General features: G+C 45.5%; 16 protein-coding genes and 1 pseudogene. All 17 read left to right on the top strand.

The window, feature by feature from the left end; all coding sequences use genetic code 11:
- Position 1 precedes the first annotated feature (1 nt).
- The 17 genes and pseudogenes from bsh (at position 2) to rfbG (ending at position 20,748) form a co-directional block, all read left to right on the top strand.
- Positions 2-991 (top strand): choloylglycine hydrolase, encoded by a 990-nt coding sequence (gene bsh, locus NQ489_RS04410; protein ID WP_021652254.1) that lies wholly within the window; start codon positions 2-4, stop codon positions 989-991.
- A 223-nt stretch (positions 992-1,214) separates the two neighbouring features.
- The gene (locus NQ489_RS04415; protein WP_021652255.1) at positions 1,215-2,771 is read left to right on the top strand and encodes an ABC-F family ATP-binding cassette domain-containing protein; all 1,557 of its coding nucleotides are present in this window, start codon (positions 1,215-1,217) and stop codon (positions 2,769-2,771) included.
- A gap of 121 nt (positions 2,772-2,892) precedes the next feature.
- Complete coding sequence (locus NQ489_RS04420; RefSeq protein WP_021652256.1) at positions 2,893-3,762, top strand: patatin-like phospholipase family protein; 870 nt, start codon at positions 2,893-2,895, stop codon at positions 3,760-3,762.
- An 84-nt stretch (positions 3,763-3,846) separates the two neighbouring features.
- Positions 3,847-6,861, top strand: coding sequence for a translation factor GTPase family protein (locus tag NQ489_RS04425; protein ID WP_021652257.1), 3,015 nt, complete (start codon positions 3,847-3,849; stop codon positions 6,859-6,861).
- Positions 6,862-7,077: 216 nt separating this feature from the next.
- Positions 7,078-7,611: a CarD family transcriptional regulator gene (locus NQ489_RS04430; RefSeq protein ID WP_022427065.1), complete on the top strand. Its 534-nt coding sequence runs from the start codon at positions 7,078-7,080 to the stop codon at positions 7,609-7,611.
- Complete coding sequence (locus NQ489_RS04435) at positions 7,608-7,751, top strand: hypothetical protein (protein ID WP_158526432.1); 144 nt, start codon at positions 7,608-7,610, stop codon at positions 7,749-7,751. Before NQ489_RS04430 ends, NQ489_RS04435 begins: the two co-directional genes overlap by 4 nt.
- Positions 7,748-8,248, top strand: coding sequence for a transcription elongation factor GreA (greA, locus tag NQ489_RS04440; protein WP_015527340.1), 501 nt, complete (start codon positions 7,748-7,750; stop codon positions 8,246-8,248). Before NQ489_RS04435 ends, greA begins: the two co-directional genes overlap by 4 nt.
- Positions 8,249-8,534: 286 nt before the next feature.
- Positions 8,535-10,355 (top strand): Na/Pi cotransporter family protein, encoded by a 1,821-nt coding sequence (locus NQ489_RS04445; protein ID WP_021652262.1) that lies wholly within the window; start codon positions 8,535-8,537, stop codon positions 10,353-10,355.
- Between the two features lie 158 nt (positions 10,356-10,513).
- Entirely contained in the window at positions 10,514-11,188 is a 675-nt protein-coding gene (locus tag NQ489_RS04450) for a winged helix-turn-helix domain-containing protein (RefSeq protein WP_044961949.1), read from the top strand.
- Positions 11,185-12,540: a sensor histidine kinase gene (locus NQ489_RS04455; RefSeq protein ID WP_021652264.1), complete on the top strand. Its 1,356-nt coding sequence runs from the start codon at positions 11,185-11,187 to the stop codon at positions 12,538-12,540. The genes NQ489_RS04450 and NQ489_RS04455 overlap by 4 nt, the downstream gene beginning before the upstream one ends.
- 143 nt (positions 12,541-12,683) lie before the next feature.
- Positions 12,684-13,607, top strand: coding sequence for a sugar phosphate nucleotidyltransferase (locus NQ489_RS04460; RefSeq protein WP_021652265.1), 924 nt, complete (start codon positions 12,684-12,686; stop codon positions 13,605-13,607).
- A gap of 92 nt (positions 13,608-13,699) precedes the next feature.
- Complete coding sequence (galE, locus tag NQ489_RS04465; RefSeq protein WP_015527335.1) at positions 13,700-14,716, top strand: UDP-glucose 4-epimerase GalE; 1,017 nt, start codon at positions 13,700-13,702, stop codon at positions 14,714-14,716.
- Between the two features lie 348 nt (positions 14,717-15,064).
- The gene (locus NQ489_RS04470) at positions 15,065-16,174 is read left to right on the top strand and encodes a tyrosine-type recombinase/integrase (RefSeq protein WP_021652266.1); all 1,110 of its coding nucleotides are present in this window, start codon (positions 15,065-15,067) and stop codon (positions 16,172-16,174) included.
- Positions 16,175-16,325: 151 nt separating this feature from the next.
- On the top strand, positions 16,326-17,561 hold the full coding sequence (locus tag NQ489_RS04475; RefSeq protein ID WP_044961428.1) for a zinc ribbon domain-containing protein: 1,236 nt from the start codon (positions 16,326-16,328) through the stop codon (positions 17,559-17,561).
- Positions 17,562-17,948: 387 nt separating this feature from the next.
- Positions 17,949-18,209, top strand: a pseudogene (locus NQ489_RS04480) (UDP-glucose 6-dehydrogenase); the annotation flags it as partial.
- A 692-nt stretch (positions 18,210-18,901) separates the two neighbouring features.
- Positions 18,902-19,681 (top strand): glucose-1-phosphate cytidylyltransferase, encoded by a 780-nt coding sequence (gene rfbF / locus NQ489_RS04485; protein WP_021651279.1) that lies wholly within the window; start codon positions 18,902-18,904, stop codon positions 19,679-19,681.
- 5 nt (positions 19,682-19,686) lie between these two features.
- Positions 19,687-20,748: a CDP-glucose 4,6-dehydratase gene (gene rfbG, locus NQ489_RS04490; protein WP_420314486.1), complete on the top strand. Its 1,062-nt coding sequence runs from the start codon at positions 19,687-19,689 to the stop codon at positions 20,746-20,748.
- Positions 20,749-20,789 lie beyond the last annotated feature (41 nt).

Here is a 20,789-nt window from a genome sequence, read left to right on the forward strand (position 1 = left end):
TATGTGTACAGCAGCAACGTATCAGACAAAGGATTTTTATATGGGAAGAACTCTTGACTATGAGTTTTCCTATGGGGAAGAGGTGACCATAACCCCAAGAAATTATGAGTTCGATTTCCGATATGCAGGAAAAGCAAAAACACATTATGCTCTCATAGGAATGGCGTTTGTAGCAGGAGATTATCCGCTTTATTATGATGCGGCTAATGAAAAGGGACTGGGTATGGCAGGACTTAACTTTGTGGGGAATGCGGCATATGCAGATGAAGCGACAGAGGCAGATAAGGATCTTGTCCAGGTGGCGCAATATGAATTTATTCCATGGATACTTACCCAATGTGCTTCGGTGGCTGAAGCAAGGAGGATGCTTTCCAATATGAAGCTTATGGGAACACCCTTCAGTGAACAGCTTCCAACGGCACAGCTTCACTGGATGATCGCAGACAAGGAGGAATGCATCGTTGTAGAATCCATGAAAGACGGAATGCACATCTATGACGATCCTGTTGGCGTACTTACAAATAATCCTCCATTCCCCGGTCAGATGTTTGCACTTAACAATTATGCGGGTGTATCCAGAAAGCAGCCGGAAAGTACATTTGCAGGAGTGCTGGAGCTGGATCCATACAGCAGAGGAATGGGCGGAATGGGAATTCCGGGAGATCTTTCAAGCCAGTCAAGATTTGTAAAGGTTGCATTTACAAAATTAAACGCAATATCCGGAGATGGGGAAAACGAAAGTGTCAGCCAGTTTTTCCATATTTTAGGCTCTGTTGATCAGCAGCGGGGCTGCTGTGAGGTATCAGAGGGCGCATATGAGATCACGATCTATACTTCATGCTGCAACACGACAAAGGGAATCTATTATTATACCACATATGATAATCACCAGATAACCGCAGTAGATATGTATGCGGAAAACCTTGATTCAGACAAGCTGATCCGTTATCCGATCATATTAAACGGTGAGATCCGATGGCATAATAAATAAGAACAGGATTTTTACAGCAGATAATGAGGTAGGAAGATGAAAAATTATTCAATAGTATTCAGCAGCTTAACCGGTAATACAAAAAAGCTGCCAGTTAGCCGATCGTAGTGTATACAGAGATTTGACTTTACAGCAGAGAAAAACATCAAGTATAATACTATAGCATTATTAAAAATCCCTTCCGGGAAAACAGAAAAACCACAATGATAAAGGAATATAACAAATGAGTATTTTAAATGTAGAACACCTGACCCACGGGTTTGGAGACAGAGCGATTTTCGAAGATGTGTCTTTCCGGCTTCTTAAGGGAGAACACATCGGACTTGTAGGCGCTAATGGCGAAGGAAAGTCCACATTTATGAGTATCGTGACTGGAAAACTGATGCCGGATGAGGGCAAGGTAGAGTGGGCAAAAAATGTCCACGCAGGCTATCTGGATCAGCATGCAGTTCTGGAAAAGGGGATGACCATCGGCCAGGTGCTGAAATCCGCTTTTGATCCTCTTCTCAAAAAAGAAGAACGGATGAACGAGATCTGCGACAAGCTGGGAACTGCAGATCCTGACGAGATGGATGGTCTGATGGAAGAGCTTGGAACGATCCAGGACGAACTGACACTTCACGATTTTTATGCGATCGATGCCAAAGTGGAGGAGGTTGCCAGAGCTCTGGGCCTTCTGGATCTGGGGCTTGACCGTGATGTTACGGATCTAAGCGGCGGACAGAGAACCAAGGTACTTCTTGCGAAGCTTCTTCTTGAGAAGCCTGACATCCTGCTTCTGGATGAGCCTACCAATTATCTGGATGAGGAGCATATTGCATGGCTGAAAAGATATCTTCTGGATTATGAGAATGCATTTATCCTTATTTCCCACGATATTCCGTTCCTGAATTCTGTAGTTAACATTATCTATCACATGGAAAATCAGGAACTGAACCGTTATGTAGGAGATTACGATCATTTCCAGGAGGTCTATGCGGTCAAGAAGGCACAGCTGGAGGCTGCTTATCGCAAACAGCAGCAGGAGATCAGTGAGCTGAAGGATTTCGTAGCAAGGAATAAGGCCCGTGTTTCCACAAGAAACATGGCTATGTCCCGCCAGAAAAAGCTGGACAAGATGGATGTGATCGAGCTGGCAGCAGAGAAGCCGAAGCCGGAGTTCAAATTCCGTTATGGCCGAACACCAGGAAAGATGCTTTTTGAGACCCATGATCTTGTGATCGGTTATGATGAGCCGCTTTCCAAGCCACTGAATTTTACTATGGAGCGAGGACAGAAGATCGCACTGGTGGGAACCAATGGAATAGGAAAAACAACACTTCTTCGAAGCCTTCTTGGACTGATCAAGCCTCTTTCCGGAAGCGTGGAGCAGGGCGAGAACCTTGAAATCGGATATTTTGAGCAGGAAGTTAAAGGTGAGAATCGAACTACCTGTATCGAAGAGCTCTGGCAGGAATTTCCGTCATTTTCCCAGTATGAAGTGCGTTCCGCACTGGCAAAATGCGGCCTGACGACCAAGCATATTGAGAGCCAGGTACGAGTTTTAAGCGGTGGTGAGCAGGCAAAAGTGCGTCTTTGCAAGCTGGTGAACCGTGACACCAATATTCTTCTTCTGGACGAGCCTACCAATCATCTGGATGTAGATGCAAAAGACGAGCTGAAAAAAGCTCTCCGGGAATACCGCGGAAGTATTCTTCTCATCTGCCATGAACCGGAATTTTACCAGGATGTGGTAAATGAAGTCTGGGATATGAGCAAGTGGACAACCAAGATATTCTGATAATGGATATAGATATATGGCAGAAAAGACAGATATAATTTAAAAAGTACAATAAATGGGACATAAAGATGACAGTATAAGGGCAGCAGAGTCTGCCAGACAGAATACAGAGGACAAATAAATGAAAGAAACACAATTGAAAAAATTCAGTATCGTTATGGAGGGCGGCGGTATGCGAGGCTTGTATACCGCCGGCGTGATCGATGTTCTGATGGAAAATGAGATTTATGCGGACAGTGCGGTGGGCGTATCGGCTGGAGCTGTTTTTGGATGCAATTATAAGTCCAGGCAGATCGGAAGAGTTCTTCGCTATAACAAAAAGTACTGCAAGGATAAAAGACTTGCAAGCATCCGGAACTGGATCACCACAGGAGATGTATACAGCCGGGAATTCGGATATTATGAACTGCCTTGGAAGCTGGATATTTTTGACCGTCAGACCTACGCAGAAAATCCCATGAAATTTACAGTGGTGTGTACGGACCTGGATACAGGAAAACCGGTGTATCATGAATGTCCCAACGGAGATGTGGAGGATATTGAATGGATGCGTGCGTCTGCATCGATCCCGGTAGCCTCCCGACCGGTGAAGCTTGGGGGAAAGAGACTTCTGGACGGTGGTGTGTCTGATCCGATCCCGGTTAAGTGGATGCTTTCCCGGGGATACGAAAAAAACGTAGTAGTGCTTACCAGAGATGTGAAGTACCGAAAAAAAGCAAACCCGAAGATGCAGCTTTTTCTGAAGGCAGTATTACATAAATATCCGGCTTTTCTGAAGGATCTGGAGGAACGGCATATCCATTATAATGAAACACTGGAGGAACTGGCTTCTCTGGAAAAAGAGGGGCGCGTTCATATCATCCGTCCGAGCAGTCCCATCCAGGCGGCGATGATCGAGCGTGATGAGAGCAATCTGGAGCGGATCTACCAGACAGGAAGAGCAGATATGAAAAAGGATCTGGAGAAGCTGAAAGCCTACCTGGATTCCTGAATCACAGACCGAAACAAAATTCGACTTATACCCCTTTCTATGTTATGATAGTGGATATCATTACAACAGAAAGGGGTATTTTCAATGGGAGAAAAACCTCAGAATATAAAACACAGACATATAAGCCTGGGCGTGCTTGCCCATGTGGATGCAGGAAAGACGACATTATCGGAAGGCCTGCTTTTTAAATGCGGAAGGATCCGGAAGATCGGAAGAGTCGATCACAAGGATGCGTATCTGGATACCTATGAGCTTGAGAGGGAGAGAGGAATCACCATTTTTTCAAAGCAGGCAGTTTTTTCCATGGGGGATATGGAAGTGACACTTCTGGATACACCGGGGCATGTGGATTTTTCTGCTGAGATGGAGCGTACCCTGCAGGTGCTGGATTATGCGATCCTGGTGATCAACGGAGCAGATGGTGTGCAAGGGCATACACAGACATTGTGGAGACTGCTGACACAGTATAAGATCCCAACATTTCTTTTCGTAAATAAAATGGATCAGGAAGGAACGGACAGGGAAAGACTTCTTGAGGAGCTGAAGAAGAAATTAAGCGGATGCTGTGTGGATTTTAGTGGAGAACTGGAATGCTCCGGTGCAGAAGCAGCAGGGAAAAAGGAGAATCCTGTGGATAACTCCGGGAAATCTCCGTCAGCTGAAGGAATGCAGCTGAAAGACAACGCCAGTGAAGCAGAAAAAGAGAATATATCCGGAACGCAGGGCGCTTCTGATAAAATAAATGGAACTGATGATTTTCTGGAAAATATCGCCATGTGTGAGGAGAACCTTCTGGAAAGCTTCCTGGAAACAGGAACGATCGCAAAACAGGACGTGGCAGAGCTGATCCTGGAGCGAAAGCTTTTTCCATGCTTTTTTGGATCTGCCCTGAAGATGGAAGGCGTAGATGCTTTTATCCATGGAATGGAGACCTACATGGCAGTACCGTCCTATCCCGCGGAATTCGGAGCCAGGATCTTTAAAATCGCCAGAGATGAGCAGGGAAACCGTCTCACTTATATGAAGATCACCGGCGGTAGCCTGAAGGTTAAGGAGACGCTGACCAATGCAGGAAGAAATGGTATTCCGGCAGAGGAGATCTGGGAGGAAAAGGCAGATCAGATCCGTATCTATTCCGGTGCAAAATTTGAAATGCTCAAAGAGGCAGAGGCAGGAACCGTCTGTGCAGTTACAGGTCTTACCGAAACATATCCGGGAGAGGGACTTGGCATTGAGGCGGATTCTGCCATGCCGGTGCTGGAACCGGTACTGAATTATCAGATCATCCTTCCGGAGGGCTGTGACGCCCACAGGATGCTGAAAAGCCTGAAGGAGCTGGAGGAGGAAGAACCGCAGCTTCATATCATGTGGGATGAGCAGCTGGGAGAGATCCACGCCATGCTGATGGGCGAGGTACAGATCGAGATCCTGAAGCATCTGATCTGGGAGCGCTTTCATGTGGCAGTAGAATTTGGGACCGGTAATATCGTATACAAAGAAACCATTGTCGCACCGGTGGAAGGCGTGGGACATTTTGAACCGCTTCGTCATTATGCAGAGGTGCATCTTCTTCTGGAACCGGGAGAGAGAGGAAGCGGACTGCAGTTTTTTACTGCGGCAAATGAAGATCAGCTGGATCGGAACTGGCAGCGGCTGATCCTGACACATCTGGAGGAAAAAGAGCATCTGGGAGTCCTTACCGGATCACCCATCACTGATATGCAGATCACACTTCTCACCGGGCGGGCACATCAGAAGCATACGGAAGGTGGAGATTTCCGGCAGGCGACCTACCGTGCTGTGCGCCAGGGCCTCAAGAAAGCGGAGACAGTTCTTCTGGAACCCTATTACAGCTTCCGACTTGAGGTTCCGGCAGAAAATGTAGGACGTGCCATGACGGATATCCAGAGGATGCAGGGAACCTTTCAGGGGCCGGAAACCCAGGGAGAGCTGTCGGTGATCACAGGAAGTGCGCCGGTGGCAAAAATGAGGGATTATCAGAGTCAGGTAGTTTCCTACACAAGAGGCAGAGGTCATCTGACCTGTACGCTGAAGGGCTATGAACCCTGCCAGGATCAGGAGCAGATCGCAGAGGAGATCGGATATGATTCCGAGAGAGATCTTGAGAATCCTACAGGCTCTGTATTCTGTGCCCATGGAGCAGGCTTCGTGGTTCCCTGGTATGAGGTAGAAGAATATATGCATCTGGAAGGAGCTCAGTTTCCGGACAGTAATGATGCCTATGAGGATTCCGACAACAGCTTTGCAGGAGTGCGTGCAGTTCAGGGAACAGCCAAAAACAGTCCGGATCGCAGAACAGCCAATGCCGGCCGTGGAAAATATACCTCCATGTATGGAAGCTACGAAGAGGAAAAAGAACTGAAGGCAATCTTTGAGAAAACCTTTGGTCCGGTGAGCTCAAAGAGATACAGCAGTAACAGCCGAAGCTTCGGAAATCCGGAAAGCGGAAGCAGCTTTTCCGGGAAGGGAGGCAAAGGTGCAGCAGATTCCGGCCTTCCGGCAAAATCCGGTCACGGCGCCTGGAGAAACAGCAGTCCGGCCATCCACAGAGAGGACTATCTGCTGGTGGACGGCTGCAATATCATATTTGCCTGGGAGGATTTAAGAGATCTGGCACAGGCAGACTTTCATGCGGCACAGTCCAGGTTAATGGACATATTAAGCGATTATCAGGGGATCAAGGGCTGCATCCTGATCCTGGTATTTGATGCCTACCGTGTGGAGGGCCATCCGGAGGAAACCTTCCAGTATCATAACATTCATGTTGTCTATACAAAAGAAGCGGAAACTGCAGACCAGTATATTGAACGCACTGTCCATAAAATCGGACGGAAGCATAACGTGACAGTTGCCACATCAGACGGACTGGAGCAGATCATCATTATGGGACAGGGAGCCGCCAGGATCTCAGCGCGCGGATTCAAAGATGAGATCGCTTCCGCAAAACAGCAGATGAGAGAAGAATGGCAGGAGCGCAGGGACAACAGCAAAACCTATCTCTTTGACAGTATGACACCGGAACTGAAATCTCATATGGAAGACATCCGTCTGGGAAGAAAGAAAAAAGAAGAATTATAACAAAAAATATATGCCCTCATTGTGGGCATATTTCACAAAAATAAAAAAACTTTTTGAATTCTTTTGCAAATAAATGGGAAAAGTAGTAAAATAAGGATAGAATCCTCAGTGAGAAGCTCCTTGTCTGGATATATAACCTGGCAGGGAGCTTTCATTAGAGCACAATAAGCGCCAGGATAACAAAAGAAAAGTAAAAAAATGAAAGGAAGTGGAAAAATGTTTGAAACAGGCGAATATGTTGTGTATGGTCGTACCGGCATCTGCCAGGTAACAGGAGTTACCACAATGAGGGTGGATGGTTCCTCCGGCGAGAAACTTTATTATGTACTGAGGCCCGGAGGAGAGACAGATGGGAAGATATTTACACCGGTGGAAGGTGGAAAGCAGGTGCTTCGCGGAATCATTACGAGGGAAGAAGCGGAGAGGCTTATCGATGAGATCCCATCCATTGAGACACTGAGTATTGAGAATGAGAAATTCCGGGAGGATAGCTACAAGAAATGCATCCGTACCTGTGAATGCAGAGATCTTCTTCGGATCATCAAGACGATCTACGTCAGAAAACAGGCCAGATTATCTCATGGCAAAAAAACAACCGCTACAGACGAGCGGTATCTGAAGCTTGCAGAGGATCATCTCTATTCTGAATTTTCCATGTTACTGGATATCCCCAAAGAACATATGGCAGATTATATTGAACAGCGAGTACACCAGCAGAAGGAAGCCGAAGAACAGGTATGCGCTGTTTGACAAAGCAGAGCGTATCTGCTATGGTATTTCCGGTAACCTTCCAGAAATCCTGTATCTGTGACAGAAGCTTCACAGGAAGTGGAGAACAGATCCAGGATCAGTCTGAATGTTATAAAGAAAAGGAGATGCCAGAGAAATGAGAGAACAGCTTACCCGCAAGGATGTTGAAAAAATAGAGCAGGAGATCGAACACCGTAAACTGGTAGTACGTAAGGAAGCCATTGAGGCGGTCAAGGAGGCACGTGCCCAGGGAGACTTAAGTGAGAACTTTGAGTATTATGCAGCCAAGAAGCATAAGAATCAGAACGAGAGCCGCATCCGTTATCTGGAGAGGATGCTGAAGACGGCATCCATTGTATCCGATGCTTCCAGATCTGACGAAGTGGGAATGGACGATATCGTGGAAGTCCTTTTTGAAGAAGATAATGAGGTGGAGAAGTACAAGCTGGTTACTTCCATCCGCGGAAATTCCATGGAAAACCGTATCAGTATTGAATCGCCTATCGGCAAGGCACTGCGCGGTCATCGTGTAGGAGACCGGGTGGAAGTAAAGGTCAATGATGATTACAGCTATTACCTTGTAATAAAATCCATCGACAAGACCGGATCTGAGGATGAGGAGATCCGCGGATTCTGATCACAGATCGCAGGGCAGCTCTGCTCGTGAGCATGCAGCTCAGCGGAATGAGAATATCCGCAGCACAAAACACATCATAAGGATAAAAACCACTGTACGATATATAGGACAGAGAGATCCTGACGGGAAATCGGTTTCCCGTAACAGGATCCTCTGTTTTATTTTTTTTACACAGATTTTACATTCCAGTGGGGAAAATTTTACAATAGGCCGCTATTATGAAAATCGTTGAAATGAGAAAAAAGGAAATCAAACATATCAAAAAGAGAAAGTGAAGGAGAGTATTATGGACTTTTTCAGCGTACTGGCATTGCTTGGCGGACTTGCTATTTTCCTTTATGGAATGAACTTAATGGGAGACGGGCTTGCGAAAGTTGCAGGCGGAAAGCTTGAGCGGATCCTGGAGACACTTACCTCCAATCCCATCAGAGCCGTTCTTCTTGGACTGGGTGTGACTGCAGTGATTCAGTCATCCTCGGCAACTACCGTTATGGTCGTTGGTTTTGTAAACTCGGGAATCATGAAGCTGTCCCAGGTTGTGGGAATCATCATGGGTGCCAATATCGGTACTACCGTAACCTCATGGATCTTAAGTCTTACAGGTATCCAGAGTGATAACTTTATTATCCAGCTTTTTAAGCCGACGTCATTTTCACCGATCCTGGCACTGATCGGCGTGGTTCTGATCATGTTTACAAAAAGCCAGAAGAAAAAGGACGTGGGAGCGATCTTTGTAGGCTTTGCGATCCTGATGTATGGAATGAATGCCATGAGCGGAGCTGTGGAACCTCTTGCAGAGGTACCGGAGTTTACCGGAATGCTGGTGAAATTCTCCAATCCGATCCTTGGAGTTGTGGCCGGAGCAGTGCTGACAGCGATCATCCAGTCGTCCTCCGCATCGGTTGGTATCCTCCAGGCACTGTGCCTTACCGGAATGGTACCGTTCAGTGCAGCACTTCCTATTATCATGGGACAGAATATCGGTACCTGTATCACTGCGATCCTTTCAGCCATCGGAGCCAGCAAAAACGCAAAACGTGCGGCTATGGTCCATCTGTATTTCAATCTGATCGGAACCATGCTGTTCATGGCAGTATTTTATGCGATAAATGCAGCAGTACATTTTTCATTTATGGCACAGGCAGCGACTCCGGCCGGGATCGCGATCCTGCACAGTGCCTTCAATATCACGGCAACTCTTGTTCTTCTTCCGTTTGGAAAGGCTCTGGAGAAGCTTGCCTGTCTTACTATCCGCGACAGGAAGGAAGAGGAGGAGAAGGTGGCAGCAGATCCGGATTTCATGATCCTGGAAAGCCGTTTTCTGGAGAAACCTGCATTTGCAGTTGAGCAGAGCAGGAATGCAGCGAAAAAAATGGCAGAGGATTCTCACAGAACTCTGTTTACCGCCCTGGACCTTCTGAAGAATTTCAGCGCAGAAGGAAAGGCTCTGGTGGAAGAAGCAGAGAAAAAGGTAGACCGTTATGAGGATGAACTTGGAACCTATCTTGTAAAACTGAACCAGAAGGATCTTTCCGTTCATGACAGTCACAGTGTTTCCATCATGCTCCACTGTATCGGTGATTTCGAGAGGATTTCCGATCACGGTGTGAACATCATGGAATCCGCACAGGAGCTTTATGAAAAAGGCCTGAAGTTTTCGGATAAGGCGCTGGAAGAGTTACGTGTCATGGAGCATGCGGTGGAAGACATTGTTGATATTGCTTACAAGGTTTACGAAAATCAGGATGTGCAGCTTGCGAGAGAGATCGAGCCACTGGAGGAAGTGATCGATGAACTCAGCAAGGAACTGAAGTACCGGCATATCCAGAGACTTCGCGCCGGAGAATGTACTATTGAAATGGGATTCATCCTGTCCGATGTGACTACCAGCCTGGAGCGTGTGGCAGATCACTGTTCCAATATCGGTGTTTGTGTGACACAGGTTCATGAAGATGCTTTTGATACACATCAGCACCTGAAGCAGATCAAACATGGGCCGGACGAAACCTTCTACCGTGCGCTGGAGGTGATCCGGAGTCAGTATCAGCTTCCGGAAATAAAGGATGAGCCGGCGGCAGCCCAGATGGCAGCGGCAGGCAGCCAATAAAAAGATATCGAAATAATGCTATGCCCTGGTTATCTGTATCAGCAGACGGCCAGGGCTTGTGCAGTAAAAAGAAAGCAGTTATACTGAAGGCATGGAACAGAAAAGACCAGACGATTATGAAGTGCCAACGGCAAAAAAACGAACAGAGAGGATATAGAATGATCTACTGTGTGGAAGATGAGAGAAATATCAGAGAGCTTCTTGTCTATACCCTGGAGACAACAGGCTTTGAGGCAGAAGGTTTTGAAACCGGGGCAGAACTTGACACAGCCATGAAAAAAAATATGCCGGAACTGATCCTGCTGGATATCATGCTCCCGGGTGAAGATGGGTATAATATTTTGAAACGACTGAAAAGTGATACCAGGACCCGGGATATCCCGGTGATCATGGTCACAGCCAAAGAAGCGGAGTTTGACAAGGTAAAAGGTCTGGAGGGCGGCGCAGATGATTACATCACCAAGCCCTTCGGGATGATGGAATTTGTAGCCAGGGTCAAAGCGGTCCTTCGGCGCTGCGCAAGGCAGAGCGAAGAGAGGGAGCTGCACTGTAAGGGTCTTCGTGTCAATGTGTCCCGTCACGAAGTCAGCTATCAGGGTGAGGTGAAGGAGCTGACCAGAAAGGAATTCGAGCTCCTGGAATATCTTATGGAGAACAAAGGACTGGTCATGTCCAGAAACCAGATCCTGTGCCATGTGTGGGGCTATGATTTTGACGGAGAAACAAGGACTGTAGATGTTCATGTACGGACTCTCCGACAAAAGCTGGGGGAAGCCGGAAATCTGATCGAGACAGTGCGTGGCGTGGGATACCGGATCGGAGATCATGTATGAAAAAGAAAATTCTGCATCATACAAGCATTATGATCATTTTTGCTGTTCTTGTCACGTTTCTGGCAGCAAGTGTGGTCACCTACAGTAAATTAAACACATACATGCAGCGGGGAGTCCGTGAGGAAGCGCAGTATATCTGCCTTGCCATGGATGAGTATGGAGATTCCTTTCTCACAAAAAAGCTTCGGACAGTATCATCAAGTCGTGTGACTCTCATCCGTAAAGACGGAACCGTTCTCTACGATTCTGAGGCCTCTCCGAAAAAACTGGCAAATCACAGTGATCGTCCGGAATTTATACAGGCAGAAAAAAATGGAAAAAGCGAAAGTATCCGTTATTCAGAAACCTTTGCAAAAAAGACCTTTTATTATGCGGTGAAGCTGGATGACGGAAACGTGCTCCGTGTAGGAAAAACCGTAGACTCTATATATTCCACATGGATCTCAAGTCTTGCTGTGCTGGGACTTCTGATGCTCCTGGTACTGATCCTGGAGTTTGTTTTTGCACAGAGACAGACCAGAGAGCTGATCCGTCCGGTCAACGATCTGGATCTGGAGCATCCGCTGAACAATGTGTGCTATGAGGAGCTGCGTCCCCTTCTTGTGCGGGTGGATGAACAGAACCGGCAGATCCGGCAGCAGGTAAAAGAACTGAAGGAGGCAGAGGAGATCCGGAAGGAATTTTCTGCAAATGTTTCCCATGAGCTGAAGACCCCGCTGATGTCCATTTCCGGTTATGCGGAGCTTATGATGAACGGCATGGTTCCGGCAGATCATATACGGGAATTTTCCGGAAGGATCTACCATGAATCAATAAGACTTTCCAATCTGGTAGCGGATATCATCCAGCTTTCCAGACTGGATGAAAGCAACAGTGAGGTTCCCTTTGAAGAGGTGGATCTTTATGAGCTTGCGGAAGACGTAAGAAATAATCTCAGACATCCTGCCGGAAAGAAAAATATTTTCCTTGAGCTTGCCGGAAGTGCAGAGAAGATCAAGGGTGTCCGCCATGTACTCTATGAGATGCTTTTTAATATTGCAGACAATGCAGTTCGCTATACAGAACAGAATGGTCATGTGCGGATCATGGTAGGCAACCGGAAAGGGCATCCGTTCTACTGTGTGGCAGATGACGGGATCGGAATCCCGAAAAGTGAACAGGGAAGGATCTTTGAGCGCTTTTACCGGGTAGACAAAAGCCATTCCAGACAGACCGGCGGAACAGGTCTGGGGCTTTCCATTGTGAAGCATGGAGCAACGCTTCATCATGCACAGATCAACGTGGAAAGTGAACAGGGAGTTGGAACCAGGATGGAGATCGTTTTCCCGGAGAATACTTCTGACCGAAAATAAACTGAAAATAATCAGTAGGATTTCACGGTGAAGTGTAGTATAATAAAAAAAGGTTCAAAGGCCGGTCGGATGAGAATCTGACCGGCTTAAACTATGTATGGGAAAAAATCCCTGTATTTCTAAAAATCAGGAGGAATAAGATTATGAAAGAGCCGGTTCTGGTAGTAATGGCAGCAGGAATGGGAAGCCGCTACGGCGGACTGAAACAGATCGATCCTGTAGATCAGGAAGGTCATATCATCATGGATTTTTCCATTTATGATGCCGTACGTGCAGGCTTTAAGAAAGTGATATTCATCATAAAAAAAGAGAATGAACAGGATTTCCGCGATGCCATCGGCGACCGCTTAAGTGACAAGGTGGAGATCGTTTATGTGCATCAGGATCTTAACAACATCCCGGAAGGCTTCCAGGTTCCGGAAGGCCGTGTGAAGCCATGGGGAACCGGACATGCGGTATTAAGCTGTGCCGGAGAGATCGACGGACCGTTTGTGGTGATCAATGCAGATGATTATTATGGAACCCATGCCTTTAAGATGGCGTATGATTTCCTGATCCAGGCCCAGGAGGACACCGTACCTGCCCAGTATATGATGGTAGGCTACCGTCTTGAGAATACCCTGACAGACAATGGCTACGTTTCCAGAGGTGTCTGTGAGACAGATGAAAATGGATATCTTGCAGATATCAATGAGCGAACACACATTGAGAAACGTGACGGCGGAGCAGCCTACACAGAGGACGATGGAAAAACCTGGACAAGTCTCCCAGGAGAGACTCCGGTATCCATGAATATGTGGGGCTTCACCGGCGGATTTATGAAAGAGCTGGTAAAACGCTTCCCGGTATTCCTTGAAAAGAGCATTCCGGAAAATCCTCTGAAATGCGAATATTTCCTTCCGTTTGTAGTTGACGAGCTCCTCCAGGAAAAAAAGGCAGCAGTCAGGGTCCTTACCACACAGGATAAATGGTACGGAGTGACCTATAAAGAGGACAAACCGGTAGTGGTAGCCGCGATCCAGAATCTGAAGGATCAGGGACTTTATCCGCAGGGACTCTGGGATTAAGTAGTAAACCTGGTTTTCTGCTATTGTGGAAACAAAGGAACAGTGCTAAAATAAACAGGAACAGTTAGATCCAATAGAGGAGGAGAAAAACTATGGCAATTTTAGTAACAGGTGGAGCAGGATACATTGGAAGTCATACCGTTGTAGAGCTGCAGAGCGCAGGATATGATGTTGTAGTAGTTGACAATTTATGCAATTCCAGTGAGAAGGCTCTGGACAGAGTATCCAAGATCACAGGCAAACCGGTGAAATTCTATAAAGCAGATATTCTGGACCGCGAAGCATTAAATGAAGTTTTTGACAAAGAAGAGATCGACTCCTGTATTCATTTTGCAGGACTGAAAGCAGTTGGTGAATCTGTTGCCAAGCCGTGGGAGTATTATGAGAACAATATCGCAGGAACCCTTACTCTTGTAGACGTGATGAGAAAACATAATGTTAAAAATATTATTTTCTCTTCCTCAGCAACCGTATACGGAGATCCGGCAATGATCCCGATCACCGAGGAGTGCCCGAAGGGACAGTGTACCAACCCATATGGCTGGACCAAATCCATGCTGGAGCAGATCCTTACAGACATCCAGAAGGCAGACCCGGAGTGGAACGTAGTTCTTCTTCGTTACTTCAACCCGATCGGTGCTCATAAGAGCGGAACCATCGGTGAGAATCCAAATGGTATCCCGAACAACCTGATGCCATATATCACACAGGTAGCAGTAGGCAAGCTGAAAGAGCTTGGCGTATTCGGAAACGATTACGATACACCGGATGGAACAGGTGTCCGTGACTACATCCACGTAGTAGACCTTGCCAAGGGCCATGTAAAAGCCCTTAAGAAGCTGGAAGACAATTCTGGATTAAGCATCTACAACCTTGGAACCGGAAAAGGCTACAGTGTTCTTGATATCGTTAAGAACTTTGAGGCAGCTACCGGCGTCAAGATCCCATATGTGATCAAACCACGCCGCCCAGGCGACATCGCAACCTGCTATTCCGATGCAACCAAGGCAGAGAAAGAACTCGGCTGGAAAGCAGAGAACGGAATCCGCGAGATGTGTGCAGACTCCTGGAGATGGCAGAGCCAGAACCCTAATGGATATGAGGCTTAAGGAACAGAAAGCTTAATTACATAAAAACATAAAAGCGATATAAAACACGGCAGACAGCCCCGGAGGGATGTCTGCCGTGTTGTTTTTTTGAGGGTAAAAAAGTCGCTTATCATTTCCATAAGCGACAGGTGATTTTCTCTCAAATTGCATAGTTTTTGAATCCTAATCAATGATAGCATTGCACACTGTCACTGTCAAGACACGAAAAATGCACCACTTTCGACCAAAAATGCAGGTTTTTTCGGTTGATTTTTCTTATATACGACAAATTTTCCTTTTTTTCGCTTATTAGTGGTCACAAAAATGGTCAGACTTTTGCTATAATAGTGCGAAAAGGAGACTACGATTATGCCTAGAAAAGGGGAAAATATCAGAAAAAGAAAAGATGGCAGATGGGAAGCACGCTATGAAAAATGTCGTGACCAGAATGGACGTATCCAGTACGGATATCTGTATGGTCGTACATACGAGGCTGTAAAAAAGAAAAAGCTGGCTGTTTTATGTCAGAATAATCTTCAAAACTCTCCGGGAAAGTGTTATGTATTTCGAAACCTCAGTGAAGAATGGATGTTATCCATGCGTTATGCTGTAAAGCTCAGCACCTATGCCTGCTACGAAACACTTCTTGATACACATATCCTTCCGGAATTTGGTGATATGCCGCTGAGATACATCTCTTCTGCTTCTGTATATGCCTTCTCTGAAAAACTGAAACAGCAGGGGCTTTCGCCACGTACCATCAAAAATCTTCTGATTCTGTTCCACAGTATTTTACGCTATGGTGAAAAACAGGGGTATCTGAATCTTTCACAGCTTGAATTTCGGTATCCTAAAATAAATACCAGTCCTTTTCAGCTTATTTCTCATGAACATCTCACAAAGCTGATCACAGTTCTCTCTGCTGAGGACTCAGAATTTCCCATCGGCATCCTGCTATGTATTTATACAGGGATCCGCGTTGGCGAGCTCAGCGGCATCCGTTGGGAAGATATTGATTTTGATAAAAAGCTGCTACATATAAGGCGAACGATCTCACGGATAAAAAATCTTGATTATTCTGGTGAATCTGATGACGAACCCAAAACCGTTTTAATGATAGGTCCTCCTAAATCAGTCTCATCCATCAGGGATATTCCAATCCCTGATTTTTTATTGAAAAAAATGAAGCGGATTGCTGCTGAACCTGATTCATACCTGCTGACGGGTACGAATCGTAAATGTATGGAGCCCAGAAATATACAGCGTAAATTCCAGAAGCTCCTTCAGCAATGTGAAATCCCCAGTATCAACATTCATTCTCTCCGGCATGCTTTTGCCACCCGTTGTACGGAAATGGGATTTGACAGTAAGACACTTTCTGAAATTCTGGGACATTCGTCCGTCAAGATCACCATGGATATTTATGTGCACAGCAGCATAAAACAAAAACAGAAGTGCATGGAAAAGCTGAACTATTAGCAGTCAGAATTATGGTCAAAGCAGGCCGGAAGTCCGCATTTATACGGGTTTCCGGCCTGCTTGTCGCTTATGGAAATGATAAGTGACAAAAATAATAATTTAGATAAGTTATATTATAATGACTTTTCTTTGCAAAAAACGGAGAACCAAAATGAAAGAACCGGAAACCGGCAAAAAAGAAAACACCGGAAAAAGCGGCTACAGCATCACAACCTGGCGACTGCATCTCTGGTGCAGACATCCGGAATGGCTGCGGACCACACAGGAATTTTATAACCGGATCGCTGAATTTTATTACAACCTGCTTCTGGATCATACGGATCTCTGGGAAATGGGAAGCCAGCAGACTTTACGCGAGTTGGAGATCATGAGCATTCCGGGACGAGGCGGACGCATACCATCAGATCCCCTCCCCTGGCAAAAGGTTCCGCTGTATTTTCGAAGAGCAGCAGCCAATGAGGGAATTGCTTCAGCCAAAAGCTATCTCAGCCGTTTTGCCCAGGATGAGAAGATCGGCAGAGCAGAGAAACTAAATGCAGCAGTTACTTATTACAAAGGAATGTATCAGGATTTTTCCGCTAAAGAGATCACGTTGCGTGTCTGGACAGGAGAAACATGGACCTGGATGCATTGCCGGCTGTCAGGCAGAGACTTTCCGGAAAACGCCAGACTCATGTCACCATCCGTAGTTTTTGAATACAAATATGACATGCTGCATGTTCCAGTACGTCAGAACAATGAAAATACAGCAACCGTACGTCAGAGGATGCAGGCAGGATGCAGGATACTCTGTATTCAGTTTACAAACAGTGATGCCTTTGCGGTAGGCGTTGTTCTGGACGGAACCGGTCAGGAGATCGCAGTGAAGTTCTGGAAAGGCGGAAAAGAATATAGCCACTATTGCAGAAAACTTCTGGAAAAGATCCAGAAGTCCCAGGAAGCAACCGGAGGCAGACAGACAGGCAGAGTTGATCAGAAATACTGGATGCATCTGAAACATCTTTCTGAACACTATGGACACCAGGTCACAAGCCAAATCTTACGTTTTGCCGTAGAGCAGGACGTTTCTGTGATCGTACTTACACGTTACAACCAGGAATATTCCAGAAACGTCATGAAAGGCTCAGGAAACTGGGGCCCGCTCCACTTAAGCACTAGGATCCGCCAGTATCTGGACTACAAAGCATGGAAAAACGGAATCATCGTTATCGAAGTCCACGCCACCGGCATCAGCAAAATCTGTGCAAAGTGCGGCGCAGAAATCATTCGGACTGACACCAGAACAGAACTATGCTGCTGCGCCAATGGACATCAGACGAACCGATATCTGAATGCTGTGAGAAATCTCGGGAAAAAGTGCCTGACACAGTTTGGACGCAGAGCATGAAGGGAAGAACAAAGGAAACAGAATATCAGTATGAAAAGCGAGCAGGTGGATTGACCTTATGGCATGTCAGAAAACAGATGTCATAAAGTCAGTGCATCGGCTTTGCCGTGCTGACAAAAAGAAAGCGAAAGCAAAACACGGTGTATATCAGTGATAAACACCGTCGGGTTGAATACCGCCTGTCGTGTGTGTACCTGAAGAAGGTGTGGGCACGGCGAAGAATGTGCCGGCTTTAAGCTGGGGAGTGTATTCGAAGTTATTTTTAATAGAACTGTGAGATATGACACAGGAGATTATGAAAATGAAATACCATCCTGAAATACAGGATGTGTACATAGGTGCAAAAATTAGAGGATATGCCCGATGAGAATCGGAGGAGTAAATAACATGAAGAAGTACAAAATCGCCGTTGCGGGCACTGGTTATGTGGGCTTGTCAATTGCCACATTGCTTTCTCAGCATCATCATGAGACCGCTGTGGATATCATTCCGGAGAAGGTCGAGATGATCAACAACCGGAAGTCTCCGATTCAGGATGATTATATTGAAAAGTATCTTGCAGAGAAGGAACTGAACTTGACTGTAACTCTGGATGCTAAGACCGCATACGCCGATGCTGACTTTGTAGTAATTGTTGCTCCTACAAATGTCTACTCAACAAACCGTATTGACGTAGCATCGTCGAAAAGAACTCGTTTTGCACACTATATGGGGTACTGAAATTGGTTATATTTCACAGCTGTATGAACTGAAAATGCCAATAACTCATACAAAACGCTGAACTTTTGACCCCTGCGACACAAAATTGGCACAACTTTTTGGGAAGTTATGAGGAAATGGCGGAAAACAGGATAAAACAACAAAAATCCATGAGTTTATCATTAACGTCTGAAACTGCTGTTGAGTAGAGCATGGATGGCGATGATAAATACAGATTTTGTGCGGTGAGAGTGAATGATTTATTCATAAGGAACAATGAATGACGAAAATTGGACTGGATGATATATACAGTTTTAACAAAACTCATGCGCCGACAGTGTTCGATTCAACAATCCAACACTTAGAAAAAACGTCATTGCAGGGTATACGGGGTTTGATTATATAAAGCAACACTTCGGCTATAGAGAAATAGAGACGAGTGTACTCAACGGATGTTTTATGGAGTAGAAAACAGGCAAAATATGATTGCTGTGGTATTTGGATACGACAGCATAAGAAAACACTTAGCCGAGTGTGTGATGAACACACGAGGAATTAGAGAGAAATACCATCCATATGGATGTGTAGATAGATATAAAAATAAGGTATGAGCCCTACTAGGGGTAGAGGAGAAAAATACTATGAAGGTTGTTGTTTTAGCAGGCGGCTTTGGAACAAGGATATCTGAGGAGTCTCATTTAAAACCAAAACCAATGATTGAAATTGGGGAAAAGCCGATACTGTGGCATATTATGAAAGAATATTCAGCTTATGGTATTAATGAATTTATTATCTGTGCCGGATACAAACAGCATGTGATTAAAGAATGGTTTGCAGACTATTTTATCCATACATCTGATATTACTTTTGATTTCACAAAAGGCAATGAAATGATTATTCACAATAAGCATGCTGAGCCATGGAAGGTAACGGTTGTTGATACTGGATTAAATACACAAACTGGTGGACGTATCAAGCGAGTTAAAGACTTTGTTGGCGATGATACATTTATGGTTACCTACGGTGATGCGGTTGGTGATATTAACATTGACGAATTACTTGTGTTTCATAGAGCACACGGTAAAATCGGAACAATGTCAATGTATAATTTTGGACAGACAAAAGGTATTGTTGATGTTGGCAACAATGGAATCATTAATGCATTTAGAGAGAAATCCGATTTTGACGGTGATTTGATTAACATCGGATATATGGTTTTTGAACCTGCTCTGTTTGATTATATTGAAGGAGACAGCACGATCTTTGAAAAGGAACCGCTCACGAAGCTGGTTGAAGATGGGCAACTCGCAGGATATGTTCATAAAGGCTTTTGGCAGTGTATGGATACTTTAAGAGAAAAACAAAAGCTTGAAAAATTGTGGGAAGACGGTAACGCCCCGTGGAAGCTTTGGAAAGACTGAGGAAAATAAACATGAATTTTGATTTGGACTTTTATAAAGGAAAGAAAGTATTTGTAACAGGACATACCGGTTTTAAAGGATCTTGGCTGTGTAAGATGCTGGCTAACGCTGGAGCTATTGTTACTGGCTATTCCCTCAATCCTCCGACTAGTCCTTCTTTGTTTGAGATTGCCGGAATTGAGCAGGACGTGCATTCTGTAATTGGAGATATCCGTGATTTTAAAACATTGAAGGCCGCATTTGATGAAGCACAGCCGGAAATCGTACTGCATCTGGCAGCACAGCCCATCGTTCGTGACAGCTATAAGAACCCTGCTTATACATACGAAACGAATGTGATGGGTACAGTGAACATTCTGGAATGTGTGCGTAACAGCAGTTGCGTGAAATCTTTCCTGAATGTGACGACTGATAAGGTCTATCTAAACAAGGAATGGGCTTGGGGCTATCGGGAGAATGAAGAACTGGACGGTTATGATCCGTACTCCAACTCTAAGTCCTGTTCTGAGCTGGTTACACACTCCTATAAAAACAGCTTCTTTAACGATGATCATGTTGCAATTTCTACGGCTCGTGCAGGTAATGTGATTGGTGGCGGCGATTTTGCGAATGACCGCATTATTCCAGACTGTATCCGTGCTGCAATCAAGCATGAGGATATTGTGGTAAGAAATCCGTTCTCGACCCGTCCGTATCAGCACGTTCTGGAGCCGCTGTATGCGTATCTGATGATTGCAGCAATGCAGTATCAGGACATTAAATATGCAGGCTATTATAATGTAGGCCCCGATGATGTGGATTGCTTCCAGACGGGGGCCTTAGTCGATTTGTTTGTGAGCAAGTGGGGCGATGGTATGAAATGGGTCAACCGGTATGACGGTGGTCCCCACGAAGCGAATTTCTTGAAGCTGGATTGCTCCAAGTTGAAGACCACCTTTGGCTGGAAGCCCCATTGGAACCTTGATACGGCAATTGAGATGGTCGTGGAATGGAGCAAGTGTTGGGTAGAAGGTGGAGATATTCGTGCCTGCATGGATAACGAAATTAAATTATTTATGGAAAGTTAAAAGGTAAAATTTGCATGAGTCTTACAGCGGTTATAAATGAA

Origin of the sequence: Blautia sp. KLE_1732_HM_1032, from assembly GCF_025147905.1 — a bacterium.
Taxonomy (GTDB): Bacteria; Bacillota; Clostridia; order Lachnospirales; family Lachnospiraceae; genus Blautia_A; species Blautia_A fusiformis.